11 protein-coding genes are annotated in these 14,350 nt (G+C 54.7%); 10 read left to right on the plus strand and 1 reads right to left on the minus strand.

The annotated features are described in order from the left end of the window. The first annotated feature begins 242 nt into the window (after window positions 1-242). From M1D70_RS10205 to M1D70_RS10250, 10 genes are all read left to right on the plus strand, one after another. Complete coding sequence (locus tag M1D70_RS10205; RefSeq protein ID WP_456289798.1) at window positions 243-3,917, plus strand: nitrate reductase subunit alpha; 3,675 nt, start codon at window positions 243-245, stop codon at window positions 3,915-3,917. Beyond that, window positions 3,907-5,442, plus strand: a complete 1,536-nt coding sequence (gene narH / locus M1D70_RS10210; protein ID WP_456289799.1) for a nitrate reductase subunit beta — start codon at window positions 3,907-3,909, stop codon at window positions 5,440-5,442. Before M1D70_RS10205 ends, narH begins: the two co-directional genes overlap by 11 nt. Then, on the plus strand, window positions 5,435-6,013 hold the full coding sequence (gene narJ, locus M1D70_RS10215) for a nitrate reductase molybdenum cofactor assembly chaperone (RefSeq protein WP_456289800.1): 579 nt from the start codon (window positions 5,435-5,437) through the stop codon (window positions 6,011-6,013). Before narH ends, narJ begins: the two co-directional genes overlap by 8 nt. Next, window positions 6,000-6,692, plus strand: a complete 693-nt coding sequence (narI, locus tag M1D70_RS10220) for a respiratory nitrate reductase subunit gamma (RefSeq protein ID WP_456289801.1) — start codon at window positions 6,000-6,002, stop codon at window positions 6,690-6,692. The genes narJ and narI overlap by 14 nt, the downstream gene beginning before the upstream one ends. 52 nt (window positions 6,693-6,744) lie before the next feature. Then, window positions 6,745-7,209 (plus strand): GAF domain-containing protein, encoded by a 465-nt coding sequence (locus M1D70_RS10225; protein ID WP_009592601.1) that lies wholly within the window; start codon window positions 6,745-6,747, stop codon window positions 7,207-7,209. Next, window positions 7,206-8,285 carry a sensor histidine kinase gene (locus M1D70_RS10230; RefSeq protein ID WP_119849160.1) on the plus strand — a complete coding sequence of 360 codons (1,080 nt, stop codon included), beginning with the start codon at window positions 7,206-7,208 and terminating at the stop codon, window positions 8,283-8,285. The genes M1D70_RS10225 and M1D70_RS10230 overlap by 4 nt, the downstream gene beginning before the upstream one ends. After that, on the plus strand, window positions 8,282-8,929 hold the full coding sequence (locus M1D70_RS10235) for a response regulator transcription factor (protein WP_456289802.1): 648 nt from the start codon (window positions 8,282-8,284) through the stop codon (window positions 8,927-8,929). Before M1D70_RS10230 ends, M1D70_RS10235 begins: the two co-directional genes overlap by 4 nt. Before the next feature lie 154 nt (window positions 8,930-9,083). Next, window positions 9,084-10,598, plus strand: a complete 1,515-nt coding sequence (locus M1D70_RS10240) for a nitrate/nitrite transporter (RefSeq protein ID WP_009592596.1) — start codon at window positions 9,084-9,086, stop codon at window positions 10,596-10,598. A gap of 52 nt (window positions 10,599-10,650) precedes the next feature. Beyond that, the gene (locus M1D70_RS10245; protein WP_456289803.1) at window positions 10,651-11,376 is read left to right on the plus strand and encodes a YwiC-like family protein; all 726 of its coding nucleotides are present in this window, start codon (window positions 10,651-10,653) and stop codon (window positions 11,374-11,376) included. Window positions 11,377-11,500: 124 nt separating this feature from the next. Further along, the gene (locus tag M1D70_RS10250; protein WP_009592569.1) at window positions 11,501-11,737 is read left to right on the plus strand and encodes a DUF6953 family protein; all 237 of its coding nucleotides are present in this window, start codon (window positions 11,501-11,503) and stop codon (window positions 11,735-11,737) included. A 113-nt stretch (window positions 11,738-11,850) separates the two neighbouring features. Here the strand turns inward: M1D70_RS10250 and M1D70_RS10255 are convergent, their stop codons facing one another. Further along, the gene (locus M1D70_RS10255; protein WP_456289804.1) at window positions 11,851-14,346 is read right to left on the minus strand and encodes a glycoside hydrolase family 38 N-terminal domain-containing protein; all 2,496 of its coding nucleotides are present in this window, start codon (window positions 14,344-14,346) and stop codon (window positions 11,851-11,853) included. Window positions 14,347-14,350: the final 4 nt, after the last annotated feature.

The following is a 14,350-nucleotide window of genomic DNA, read 5'->3' on the forward strand; positions in this document are numbered from 1 at the left end:
TCGCAACAGAATCCCAAGGTGTCCCGCAAGATCATCAGGTCTTGCGGGACACCTTTTTTTCGTTTTACAAGACGATCCGTGCGCGAATCGCCGCCTGACGTTAACCAAGGGAATTCTCGAAGGAATATAGGAGTTTCCCTAATAGGAACCGAGGGTGAGGCCGCTCATAATGAAGCTATACGAAGAACGGCACATTGATTCCCCAATCATTGTCATTCAAGCAGAAGGAGTTGAAGTGTCCTATGAGACGAAAGTCGGGGCTGAAGTTCTTCAAGAGGATGGAAAGCTACTCTGGCAATTGGTCCGTTCTGGAGGAGAAAAGCAGGGAATGGGAGGATATGTACCGCAAGCGCTGGTCGCACGACAAAGTGGTGCGGACCACTCACGGCGTGAACTGTACAGGCTCCTGCAGCTGGAAAGTGTTCGTAAAGAACGGGATCATCACCTGGGAAAACCAGCAGATCGATTATCCGTCCTGCGGGCCGGATATGCCGGAATTCGAACCGCGGGGATGTCCGCGCGGGGCGTCATTTTCCTGGTATGAATACAGCCCGCTGCGGGTGAAATACCCTTACATGCGCGGCCGGCTGTGGCATATGTGGAAAGAGGCATTGAACGAGCACGGCGATCCGATCGCCGCTTGGGCCAGCATCGTCGAAGATCCGACGAAATCCAAATCCTATAAACAAGCACGGGGAAAGGGCGGTCACGTTCGTGTATCTTGGCAGGAAGCCACGAAGCTGATCGCCGCCCAGTTAATCTATACGATCCGCAAATACGGCCCGGACCGCATCGCCGGCTTCACCCCGATTCCGGCGATGTCGATGATCAGCTACGCTTCGGGAGCAAGGTTCATCTCCCTGCTGGGCGGCGAAATGCTGAGTTTTTACGACTGGTATGCCGATCTGCCGCCGGCTTCCCCGCAAATTTGGGGAGAGCAGACCGACGTGCCGGAATCGAGCGACTGGTACAATGCGGGCTACCTGATCATGTGGGGCTCGAACGTGCCGTTAACGCGTACGCCGGACGCCCATTTCATGACGGAAGTGCGGTACAAAGGCACCAAGGTCGTGTCGGTCGCGCCGGACTATGCGGAGAATGTCAAATTCGCCGACAACTGGCTGGCTCCGAATCCCGGAACCGATGCGGCGATTGCACAAGCCATGACGCATGTCATTTTGAAGGAGTTCTATCATGAGCGTCAGGAGCCGATGTTCCTGAATTATGCGAAACAATATACGGATATGCCTTTCCTGATTCTCCTGGATGAGTTTGAGGGAGGCTACAAGGCAGGCCGTTTCCTCCGGGCAAGCGATTTGGGCGATGCCTCGCAGCATGCCGAGTGGAAACCGGTGATTATCGACGAGAACACGAATGAAATCATCGTTCCGAACGGTACGATGGGCCAGCGCTGGGAGCAGGACAAGAAATGGAACCTGATTCTGGAACGCGAAGACGGGTCGGTCATTGCACCGGCGCTTTCCGTGGAGTCCCAGGGAGCGGAGCGGCAGAAGATCCGGTTCCCGTTCTTTGATAACCGGGCCAACGGCACCTTCCAACGCCAAATTCCAGCGAAGAAAATTCAGCTGGCCGACGGAACCGAGCGTCTCGCCGCAACGGTATATGATCTGATGCTGAGCCAATATGGGATAGGGCAAGCGGAGAGCGGGCTTGCGGCTTCAGGGTATGAAGATGCCGAATTCGACTACACCCCGGCCTGGCAGGAGAACATTACCGGCGTGAAAGCGTCGGTCGTCGTTCAAATCGCCCGAGAATTCGCGCAGAATTCGCTGGATACCGGCGGCCGCTCCATGATCATCATGGGTGCGGGCATTAACCACTGGTTCAACAGCGACACGATCTACCGCTCCATTCTGAACCTGGTCATTCTGACGGCCTCCCAGGGTGTGAACGGCGGCGGCTGGGCGCATTACGTAGGACAGGAGAAATGCCGTCCGATCGAGGGGTGGTCCACGGTTGCCTTCGCTAAAGACTGGCAGGGACCGCCGCGTCAGCAAAATGCCACTTCGTTCTTCTATTTTGCGACCGACCAGTGGAAATACGAAGAAATGGGGGCCGATTCCCTGAAATCGCCGACGGGCGGGGAGATCCGGTACCAGCATCCGGCGGATTACAACGTGCTTGCCGCGCGGCTCGGCTGGCTTCCGTCCTATCCCCAGTTCAACAAGAACAGCCTGACGTTTGCGGAGGAAGCGGCGCTGCAAGGCAAAACGAGCAATGAAGACATCGTGAAACACACGCTTGAACAAATCGTGTCAGGGGAGACGAAATTTGCGGCCGAAGATCCGGGTGCGCCGGAAAACTTCCCGCGATCGCTGTTCGTATGGCGCTCGAACCTGATCTCAAGCTCGGCCAAAGGGCAGGAATACTTCATGAAGCATTTGCTTGGCGCTTCGGACAGCCTGCTCTCGACGCCGAACGAAGAGGATAAGCCGGAGGAAATGGTGTGGCGCGAGGACGTGGAAGGCAAGCTGGATCTGCTAGTCGCGCTCGATTTCCGGATGACCTCGACGCCGATGTATGCCGATGTGGTGCTGCCGGCAGCGACCTGGTACGAGAAAACCGATTTATCCTCCACCGACATGCACCCCTTCGTCCATCCGTTCAACCCGGCGGTGGATCCGCTTTGGGAATCGCGTTCGGACTGGGATATTTACAGAACGATCGCTGAAGTCTTCTCGGACATGGCCCAAACGCATCTGCCCGGCGTATACAAGGATCTTGTGACAAGCCCGCTGGCCCATGACTCGGCAAGCGAGATCGCCCAGCCGTACGGTGAGGTGAAGGATTGGCGCAAGGGCGAGATCGAAGCGGTTCCGGGCAAAACGATGCCGAACCTGACGGTGGTCGAACGCGATTATACGAAAATTTACGATAAATTCGTGACGCTCGGGCCGAACCTGGCCACAGGCAAAGTCGGGGCGCACGGCGTCAGCTTCTCGGTTGCCGAGGAGTACGAAGAGCTGAAGCGCTTGAACGGAACTTATTATGACGACTCCATCAAAAATGGCCTGCCGAAGCTTCATACCGCAAGAAATGCGGCGGATGCCATTCTGAATCTTTCTTCGGCTACGAATGGAAGAGTAGCGCAGCGGGCATGGGAATCGGCGGAGCAGGATACCGGCGTGCAGCTGAAGGATATTTCCGCGGACCGCGCGGCGGAGCGCATCACGTTCCAGAGCATCACGGCCCAGCCGAGGGAAGTCATTCCGACGCCGGTGTTCAGCGGCTCGAACAAAATGGGAAGAAGGTACTCGCCGTTCACGACGAACATCGAGCGGCTCGTGCCGTTCCGCACGCTGACCGGCAGGCAGCATTTTTATATCGACCATGAAATCTTCCTGCAGTTCGGCGAAGCGCTGCCGGTGTATAAACCGACGCTTCCGCCGATGGTGTTCGGACCGCGCGACAAGCAGATTACCGGGGGCAAGGATACGCTGGTGCTCCGCTATTTGACGCCGCACGGCAAATGGAACATTCACAGCACGTATCAGGATAACCTGCACATGCTGACGCTGTTCCGCGGCGGCCCGACGGTATGGATCAACAATGACGACGCGGCGGCAAACGACATCCAGGACAACGACTGGCTGGAAGTATACAACCGCAACGGGGTCGTCACCGCCCGTGCCGTTGTCAGCCACCGGATGCCAAAAGGCACGATGTACATGTATCACGCGCAGGACAAACACATCAATGTGCCGGGTTCGGAAATCACGAAGGATCGCGGCGGCAGCCACAACGCGCCGACGAGAATCCATGTGAAGCCGACCCAGATGGTCGGGGGCTACGCCCAGCTCAGCTATGGCTTCAACTACTACGGACCGATCGGCAACCAGCGGGATGTGTACGTGGCTGTCCGCAAAATGAAAGAGGTGGATTGGCTTGAAGATTAAAGCGCAGGTCGCCATGGTCATGAATTTGGATAAATGCATCGGCTGCCATACGTGCAGCGTCACCTGCAAGAGCACCTGGACGAACCGTCCGGGCGCGGAATACATGTGGTTCAACAACGTGGAAACGAAGCCGGGGGTCGGCTACCCGATCCGCTGGGAAGACCAGGAGAAATACAAGGGAGGCTGGACGCTGAAAAAGGGCAAGCTGCAGCTGAAGTCCGGCAGCAAGCTGTCCAAAATCGCGCTCGGCAAAATTTTCTACAATCCGGATATGCCGGAAATGAAAGATTACTATGAGCCCTGGACGTATAACTATGAACATCTGACGAATGCCGGGGAGAAGAAACACCAGCCGGTGGCTCGTCCGAAATCGGCCGTGACCGGCGAAACGATGAATCTGGAATGGGGCCCGAACTGGGAAGACGATCTGGCGGGCGCCCACGTGACCGGTCCGAAGGATCCGAATATCGAAAAGATCGAGGAAGAGATCAAATTCAACTTTGAGCAGGCGTTCATGATGTATTTGCCCCGCCTGTGCGAGCACTGCCTGAACCCGAGCTGCGTCGCCTCCTGCCCCTCCGGTGCCATGTATAAGCGGGACGAGGACGGCATCGTGCTGGTGGACCAGGAGGCCTGCCGCGGCTGGCGGTACTGCATGACCGGCTGCCCATACAAAAAGGTGTACTTCAACTGGAAAACGAACAAGGCCGAGAAATGCACCTTCTGTTTCCCGAGAATCGAAGCAGGGCTGCCAACGGTATGCTCCGAAACCTGCACAGGCCGTATCCGTTACTTGGGCGTGCTGCTCTATGACGCGGACCGCGTACAGGAAGCAGCCTCCACGCCGGATGAGAAGGATCTGTATCAGGCGCAGCTCGATCTGTTCCTGGATCCCCACGATCCTGGGACCATCGAGCAGGCGCGCAAAGACGGCTTGTCGGAAGAATGGATCGAAGCTGCCCAAAACTCGCCGGTCTATAAGCTTGCGATCGAATACAAGCTGGCCTTCCCGCTTCATCCGGAGTACCGGACGCTGCCGATGGTATGGTATGTGCCGCCGCTCAGCCCGATCATGAACTATTTTGAAGGCAGGGATTCCATCGAGAATCCGGACATGATTTTCCCGGCGATCGAGGAGATGCGCACGCCGATCCAGTACCTCGCGAATCTGCTCACGGCAGGCGACACGGTCACGGTGAAGGAAGCCCTGCAAAGAATGGCGATGATGCGTTCTTATATGCGCGCACAATCGTCGGGGGCCGAGTTTGATGAGACGCGTCTGGCACGGGTCGGCCTGACTGCCCATCAAATGAAGCAGATGTACCGGCTGCTTGCCATCGCGAAATACGAAGACCGGTTCGTTGTTCCGACTTCCCATAAAGAAAGCCATATGGATGTCTACCGTTCCCAGGGCTCCGAAGGATTCGGCGCGAGCTGCGGCGGCTGCGGTCCGGAAGGTCTGCAGGGCAAAACCGGCAAGGAGCTGTACGAAGAAAATTTCTATGGAGGGATCTGGCGTGATTAATCTCGGAAAGCTGCATGATTGTAAACATGTTTTCGGTTTTTTTGCTCAGCAGCTCACGTATCCGGAAAAGCTGGATTTCCATCCGTCTGTCATGGAGGAAGCGCTTGACTCCGCCGATCCGGCTTATGAATCCGTCAGAACGTATTGGACGATCATGCATGAATACAGCATGGAGGAGATTGAAGAGCTGTATGTCCAGACCTTCGACTTTCAGGCGAAATCCACATTGTATATGACCTATTACAAATTCGAGGACGGCCGGGAACGCGGGCAGATGCTCGCCAGGCTTAAGGAGACGTATGAGATGTTTGGCCTTGGCATCGAAGGCTCGGAATTGTCGGATTATCTTCCGCTGATGTGCGAGTTTTTGTACGCGGCGCCCTGGCAGGGCCGCGAGAAGGAAGCCGCGGAAAGCCTGAATTTGATGATGGCCGTCATGGAAGACGGCACCTATCATCTGCTGAAAGCCTTGGAGAAGTATAACAGCCCGTATGCTTATCTTGTTCAAGGGCTTCGCGACACGTTCAAGGCGTGTCTCAGTCAGGAGGCTGCCACTCATGAACATGATTGATCAATTTTTGTGGGTCATTTTCCCCTATGTATGCATCGTTGTATTTATCGTCGGTCATATCTACCGTTATCGTACGGACCAGTTTAACTGGACGGCAAAATCCAGCGAGTTTATCGAGAAAAAACATCTCAAGCTGGGCAGCCTCATGTTCCATCTTGGCATCATTCCGGTTATCGGGGGACATGTGGCCGGCCTGGCCATCCCCCAATCCTGGATGGAGTCGCTCGGCATCAGCGACCATATGTACCATATCGGCGCGGTGTATATCGGAAGCGCATTCGGCTTTTTAACGCTGGGGGGCATGATCTTGTTAACCGCCAGACGATTTGCCATCCGAAATGTCCGAAAACTCAGCACCGCTTCCGATATGGTGGTCAATGTCCTCCTGCTGTTTATCGTCTTCATGGGGATGTACAGCACGCTGGTCACAAACGCGGTGCAGCCGGAATTCAATTATCGGGAAACGGTCTCGGTCTGGTTCCGCGGATTGTTTATGTTCCGTCCGGAGGCTTCGCTGATGGAGGATGTGCCGCTGTCGTTCAAAATTCACATTCTTGCGGGATTTGGTATTTTCGGCTTGTGGCCGTTTACCCGTCTGGTCCATGTGTGGAGTGTTCCGTTGAATTATGTGGGCAGAAGATATATCCTGTATAGAAAGCACCGCAAATTTGAGTCGTAGGACGAGAGAAGGCTTCTTTAGCCTTCTTTTCTACGTCAGAGGAGTAATGGGGATGAAGAATCAGCCGATCTATAATTACCAACGTGAGATGGATAAGCTTCGGACCCGGTTTCATTTCGATTTCGTGTCCATGGCATTGGTGCAGCCGGCTGAAGACCGATTTGTATTGACCTGGCAGTATGCCTCGGGAAACATCAACGAGAGGTACAAGCGCATCGTGCTGCATTCCGGCAAGGGCATCGCCGGCATGGTGTTTAAGACCGGGAAACCGATGCTGATCCCGAATGTGAATGCGGATATTGAATCAAGGGACTTGTATAATTATCCGATTATCGTTGCAGAGCAGCTGAAGAGCCTCGGTGCCATACCGCTGTGGGAAGGCACGCGCGTCATGGGGGTTTTGCTTGTGGGATATCGTAAGGAGAACATGCTGGATCACAAGGCCTTTGCGTCGTTTCAGGAAGGTATAGGAACGGAATTTGGCGCTTTTTATGCCAAGGAGGTATCACGGCCGTGATTCAAATGACGGATGAGCATCTGAGCGAATTGCTGAGAAACATGTATCAGAATAGCATGGAAGCCATTTTTTTTATGGACGAGGACGGCAGCGTGGTCGCGATGAATCCGGCTGCGGAGAATATCCTTGACATTGAAGTGATCGAGAGGATGCACTCCGGACTGGACGGGTCCTTCTGCCAGACCTGCGAAGGGTACACCGACGAACAGGATCTCATCTCCTGCTCCAAATGCTATCTGGATTATCCGGATGGAGAATTCTCGTCGTTCCAAGTCTATCTGAAGACGCGGTCCGAAGGAATTGTTCCTTATGCGGCCAGTTACCATACCATCGATGAAGCCCGCGGCATCCGGGTGATGATGCTCCTCGATCTGACGAAGCAGCAGAAAACGCAGGAAATGCTGCAGCGGACGAATATGCTGAAATACGTCATCAAGGCACAGGAGGACGAGCGCAAGCGGATCTCGCGCGAGCTGCACGATAGCGTGGCTCAGGAGCTCTTAAGCTCGCTGGTCGACCTGCGCGTCGTTAAATATATGAATGTGGGCGAGGATGTGCTCAAGAAGCTGCACCAGACCGAGGCGTCTTTAACGAGGCTGCTGGATGATATCCGGCATTTGTCGGTTGAGCTCCGGCCCGCTTCCCTCGATGATTTGGGGCTGGAGGCTGCCTTCCGCTCCCATTTCAAATGGATCGGGAAGAATTACGGCATGCTGGTTGAATTCTCTGCAGAGTTGGCGGCGGCCCGCTATGGCAGCGAGATTGAAACGGTGGTGTACCGGGTTTGCCAGGAAGCGGTGTTAAATGCCTTGAAATATTCGGGAACGGACGAGGTACATGTCCGATTATGCGAGGAGAACGGCTGCCTTCAGTTAACCGTCCGGGACGATGGCGTCGGGTTTAACATGATCATTGACGAAGCCAAGGGAACCGGATTAGGGCTGTACGGAATGCGCGAACGCGCAGAACTCGTCGATGGCCAGTTTACTTTGGTTTCCGCTCCCGGCGAGGGGACGACGGTTCAGCTGAAGATCCCGCTTACGAGCAGCGGCAAGGCGGAGGTGAGGGGAATATGAAAATTGTGATCGCGGATGATCATGCCGTGGTCCGCAGCGGATTTTCCATGATTCTGAATTACCAAGAGGATATGGAGGTCGTCGCGACGGCGGCAGACGGCATTGAGGCATACGCCATGGTGGTCAAGCATCGGCCGCATGTGCTGTTGATGGATTTAAGCATGCCTCCCGGCGAGAGCGGATTGATTGCGACAGGCAAGATCAGCAGTGAATTTCCCGAAACGAAAATTTTGATCCTGACCATGTATGACGATGACGATTACTTGTTCCATGTTTTGAAGAACGGCGCTTCGGGTTACGTGCTCAAAAATGCGCCGGATGATGAATTGATTTCTGCCATCCGCATGGTTCATAAGGGAGGAACCTACATCCACCCCCAGATGGCCACGTCCCTGGTCCGGGAATTTATCAAGAAAGACAGCGAGAGCGCGGAGCAGGATCCGTTCAACAGCCTGTCCCAACGGGAGATTGAGATCCTGCCGCTGATCGCGAAGGGCTATGGCAACAAGGAAATCGCGGAAAAACTATTTGTATCGGTCAAAACGGTGGAAGCGCACAAGGCCAAAATCATGGAAAAGCTGAAATTGAAGAGCCGTCCGGAGTTAGTGGAATATGCGCTGAAGAAAAAACTGCTGGATTTTTAATAATGACGCATAAGCAGGGTGATTGCGGTAAGGTATAGGGAAGTTCCCCGGAGAGATTCAGGGAACTTCCCTATTCGCATTGTGAATAGGTGCACGTACAATAGGAGCTGGGGATCAATATGCCATTCATTACGCTTTGGAAAAGGTGATGGGAATGATCAAAAAGCTGCAGCTTCCGCTGCAAACAATGAATCTGGTGCTTGGTTTTATGGTATGGGTCATCATCTCCGCGCTCCTGCCGTTCATAAGAGAAGATATCGCCATTCCGGCAGACCGGCTCGCCATTCTGACGGCCATTCCGGTGGTGCTGGGCTCGGTTCTGCGGATACCGCTCGGTTATTACGCCAACGTGGTCGGAGCACGAATTGTTTTTATATCCAGCTTCATCCTGCTGCTGTTTCCGGTCTATTTTATCAGCTCGGCTTCATCCTTTACGCATCTGGTCATCGGCGGCTTGTTCCTTGGGATCGGTGGGGCCGTGTTCTCGGTGGGCGTGACCTCATTGCCGAAATACTATGCAAAAGAGAAGCTGGGACTGGTCAATGGGATCTATGGGATGGGCAACATCGGTACAGCCATTACCACGTTTGCCGCACCGGTCATCGCGACGGGGATCGGATGGTCCAAAACCGTCCAGCTGTATTTGATCCTGCTGCTGATATTTGCATTATTCAATGTTTTTTTAGGCGACCGCAAAGAAATCAAGGTGAAAACACCGGTCATGGAACAGATCAAGGGTGTATATAAGAATGAAAAGCTGTGGTTTTTCTCGCTTTTTTATTTCATTACCTTCGGTTCGTTCGTAGCCTTTACGGTGTACTTGCCGAACTTCCTGGTTTCTCATTTTGAGCTGGCCAAGGTGGATGCCGGGATGCGGACGGCCGGGTTCATCATGATCGCGACTTTTTTGCGTCCCGTCGGGGGCTGGCTTGCAGACCGATTTAAACCGCTGTTCTTATTAATGGGCGTATTCCTGGGGCTGACGGCTGCGGCTATCCTGTTGGCATTCTCTCCGTCCATCGGCTTGTATACGGCCGGCTGCTTAACCATAGCCGTTGGTGCGGGTCTCGGGAACGGGGTCATTTTCAAACTCGTGCCCCTTTATTTCAATAAGCAGGCCGGCATTGTGAATGGCATCGTGTCCATGATGGGCGGCCTTGGCGGATTCTTTCCTCCGCTGATGCTTTCCTTTATCCATTCGGTTACAGGGCAGTATTCCATCGGCTTCATGGCTTTGTCGCAGGTTGCGCTTGCGAGCTTCGTCGTTGTTGTATGGATGTATTACCAGGACAAACTTGCCGTGCAATCCGAGGTGTTTAACTCCACCGGCCAAGGGATTCTGGTAACGGATCCAAGCGGAAGGATCAGTGCGGTCAATCCGGCATTCACGAAGTTAACGGGATACTCGGAGGAGGAAGTGCTCGGCAAAAATCCGAGCGTGCTGAAGTCCGGAAGGCAATCGTCGGCGTTTTATCGCGCGATGTGGTCTGAGATCATGGAGCGCGGAAGCTGGCAGGGGGAGATTTGGAACCGCAGGAAAAACGGAGAGGAATATTTGGAGCTGTTGACCATTAATGCCGTAAGGGACGAATCGGGCGACATCATTCATTATGTAGGTACCTTTAGCGATATTACATACCATTCGTCCGGCAATGCTTCGAGCGGCTGACAAGAGATGAATCGTTGTCGGTGCGAGCTGATGGATGGAGAGGGAGAGAGGCATGAAAAAGACGAGGATTGTGATTCCGCGGGAGCATGGAGGCTGGGCCATGGTCTCTGTACCTTATTTCATCGGAATGGTGGCTGCCAAGCCGGCCCTTCTGCACCTTCCGCTGTTTTTGGCGTGGTTATTTCTATATATGGCGTCCTATCCGTTTCTGCAATCCTTAAAGACTACGGCCAAACGCAAAACCTGGATATCCTGGGGGACCGTTTATGCCCTTGTTGCCGCTGTGTTTCTGGTTCCGGTACTTGTTCTCAAGCCGTCGATGCTCTGGTTTGCGCCGATCCTTCTCTTGCTGATCATGGTTAATGTCTGGCATGTCCTCCGCAAAGCGGAGCGTGCGCTGCTGAACGATATTTGTGCGATTCTGCTGTTCTGTACCGGAGGCGCCGCTGCATACATGCTGGGAGGAGGAGGCTTCGATCAGCTGCTAGCCGCTGTTGTTGCTCTGAATTTCCTATATTTCACGGGAACCGTATTCTTCGTCAAATCCGTATTTCGGGAGCGGAAAAACAGGCGCTGGACGGCATATGCCATCACGTATCATTCGGTGATGCTGATTCTGCCGATCTTCCTCGGGCATCCGTGGATGTGCCTGCCGTTCTTGTTTCCGTTTGTGAAGACACTGCGGTATGCCGGAAAAATAATGAAACCGATGAAGGTCGGCATGATCGAGATTGCGGGTTCCATCCAGTTTTTATTGCTGTCATGGATCTTGATGTAATCTGCTTTCGCTATCGCGATGGCCAAATATGCACCGCTGCCCTTCGGGCGGCTTCCATGCGAATCGACTCTGTCGTCCATTCTGTTATAATAAGGGAATGGATACAGAAGGGAAGAATGCACATATGGCATATACAGCACAGCAGGTGGCCGAATGGATGGTGGAGGAAATCCGGTTTACGGGCAATTTGTATCAGACGGAAGCCATCCGTTATGTACGCGAGAACTTCGGGGAAGAATTTGTTTTCGTGAACGAGAATGGAAATGCTTCGCTCTCCAAGGACGTGAAGAAGGCTTTCCGCAAACTGCATGGCGGCCGGATTGCCTGGGATCGCGACGGATTCATGTGGGCTTGGACGTAATCCCGCTATAACCGAATAATCAAAAGACGGGAGAGGCCGGATCGACAGACCGCCTCCTTGTATTAATGAGAACAGCTGCCCTGGTTACCAGGGCAGCTGTTCTTCATCATGAATCAATGGATCCGATGGATCGTGAATTGTCCGGTTGAGGCGTGCAGCGTCTTCGCCGTTTGCTGGGGGTCCAGCTGGCGATGGCGTTCTACCGCATAGCGGAACTCGTAGAAGCCGCCAAGCGTAGCCTTGAAATTGGTCTCCCAGTAGTTCGTCAATATCCAGGCATACGTGGAAGGACGGCTGTCCGCCGGCTGCATGGCGTGAAGCTGGCGCGGCCCGTGCTCCAGCGTTCCGAGCTGTACGAGCGGCGTGTCTGTCATGGACAGGGTCAACGCTTCCCGGTCTTTAGCCGAGTGCCAGAATATTCCCTCCTGCACGCTGGTGTAATCGAGGCAGCTTCCAGGAATTTGATCCTTCCAAGGCCGGATATGGCATCCGGCTTTTTCGGCGTATAACTCGGCTTCCGTCCCCAGCGAGAACGGCAGTGCCACATAGACATTTTCCGGCAGCCAAACGCTGTCCTTGTGGAAGCGGACGGACACCTCGACACGAGGCTGGTTGGCAAACATCTTGATGTGGAGGGCATAGTAGCTGAGCCCCTTCACGTCGAACACCAGCTCGACCAGGGCAAACAGCGGTCCGTTGTCCAGCACGGTCGCGCGGGTTAAGCGCCCGGCATCCCGCTGGACGTTGGTGCCCTTCCGGTTGCGTCCCATGCGGCGGCGGGTCGAGCATATTTCGGATGGATTATGCTCATCCTGTGCCGGCGTTACCTCGTAGACAGGAGTGAATGCCCCGTGCTCGCGTTCACCGTCCAGCAGGCCCGCCGAGCGTGTCTTATCGATCCAGGCCGTAATGCCTTTGTTCATTTCCCATTCGATCCGGAAGAAGTCGGATTCGAGCGAACTCTTGCCCACCACGATCGGATAGGGAGTCAAGGGCTGGGTCCAAATGTCGGCGATGCCTTCGCATGCGATCGGTTCGGTATTCCGCGCGGTTGCCATGTTCCCGGAAGCAGCGAAAATATCTGACGATTCGGGCGTATGAATAAACAATATCCGGGACTCTCCCGCTTCAAGCGTGAGCTCCGTAACAAGTGCCCCCGTATGTGTCAATTGGTACGGAAGCGGCTGCCCGGTCGTTTCGTCGATGAGCTCGAACGTTTTCTTCAAAATCACGTGTTCCCAGCCATCCAGCGGTACGGCAACCTGCAGCGTAGCTGCGGCCGGTTCCGTGTTGATCACCTCGTAGCGTAAGGGACGATGGGGGGCAAGCAGTGCCCCCTGACGGGCAACGAGCGTTTTATCCAGCGCCCGGTAAGCCAGCTTGCTGGCTTCCGCCGCATAGGCTTGCTTTCGCACCTCCAGCATCTGCACCTGCGGATGCCAAGGCTCATACACGGAGGAATGGTAGCCCCAGGTATGCTCGGCATACATGGTCAGCGCCTGCGATGCCTCCTCGATCTCGGCGAGGCTTGCCGCTGCATGGCCCGGATCGAGACGCTTGACTTTGCGAAGCGTGCGCTGGGCATCCCGGTAAATCTGGGTATGCATCGCCGTGGAGGCGACCCCATCGGTCCACCAGTCCGGCCAATCCCCGCGGTGCACCGGAAGCGCGGACAGATCCTCCTGCTTCAAGACGGCAAAAAATTCGGAGAGCGTGGCCATTTTAATGGTGATTTGGTCGCCGTATTGTTCATTCCATGCGCTTATCCACTCCGCAATGTCGGCATTCGGGGACGCATTGTCCGTGCCCAGGCCGGAGACCATGACGGGAACGAAGGAATACGGGTAGGACTCCTGCTCAAGATTCCATAAATACCGGTTAATCCGCAGGGCAGCAATGTCGTTGTGCCGCTCTTCGGGCTCCATCAAATTATGCTGAAGCTCATCCTTGATGATGTATTTGCCGAGTGCGTCAGGGCAGAACCCGAGCTCGTTGCCGAACATGTAATGCTCGCCGTTCCATACGAGCAGCCTGCCGCCGCTGTGGCTTTCCCACCAGAACGGGGTTTGTTTGCGGCCCAGCGGATACATGCCGTGGTGCGTATGGATGCAGGAAAACAGATGCTCGATGTTATTTTGCAGCAGGCTTTCCGCATAACCCCAGCTGTACCCGTTGATGTCGGCGGTCATGGCGCTGTCGATCCGATGTCCGAACGTGTTTGCATACCTTTGCGCCTTGCCGTGATTGTGCAGAAGGAGGTCGAAGTCCGGAAGCTCCGTCATGTTGAGATAGGTTCCGGACAGTTCGATATCACCGCGGATTACCGCTTGCTGAAAAGCCTCCTTTTCTTCCGTCGTGGCCGATTCGAGGAATTTCTCAACCGCCCAGAATGTTTCGCAAGTCCAGCGGAACGATTTCCATTCGGGACGTTCTCCGCGGTGTGCGGCATCCGTAATGCCCAGAGCCTGGCGGATAAAATCGACATGGTACTGCTCGATCCGCTCCTGGCGCTCGGTGTAACCGATATCCGTGTGAGAATGATGGATGGCATAGATCGTCCAGGGACGGGCGGGTCTATGGCTTCCTTGGCGTGATATGTTCTTGTTCATATGA

Source organism: Paenibacillus sp. AK002 (assembly GCF_053903045.1).

Bases quoted from the DNA above. Each gene is read 5' to 3' on its own strand.
- M1D70_RS10235 (WP_456289802.1), top strand. From the start codon at position 8,282: ATGAAAATTGTGATCGCGGATGATCATGCCGTGGTCCGCAGCGGATTT.
- M1D70_RS10250 (WP_009592569.1), top strand. From the start codon at position 11,501: ATGGCATATACAGCACAGCAGGTGGCCGAATGGATGGTGGAGGAAATC.
- M1D70_RS10205 (WP_456289798.1), top strand. From the start codon at position 243: ATGAGACGAAAGTCGGGGCTGAAGTTCTTCAAGAGGATGGAAAGCTAC.
- M1D70_RS10225 (WP_009592601.1), top strand. From the start codon at position 6,745: ATGAAGAATCAGCCGATCTATAATTACCAACGTGAGATGGATAAGCTT.
- narI (WP_456289801.1), top strand. From the start codon at position 6,000: ATGAACATGATTGATCAATTTTTGTGGGTCATTTTCCCCTATGTATGC.
- M1D70_RS10240 (WP_009592596.1), top strand. From the start codon at position 9,084: ATGATCAAAAAGCTGCAGCTTCCGCTGCAAACAATGAATCTGGTGCTT.
- M1D70_RS10255 (WP_456289804.1), bottom strand. From the start codon at position 14,346: ATGAACAAGAACATATCACGCCAAGGAAGCCATAGACCCGCCCGTCCC.
- M1D70_RS10245 (WP_456289803.1), top strand. From the start codon at position 10,651: ATGAAAAAGACGAGGATTGTGATTCCGCGGGAGCATGGAGGCTGGGCC.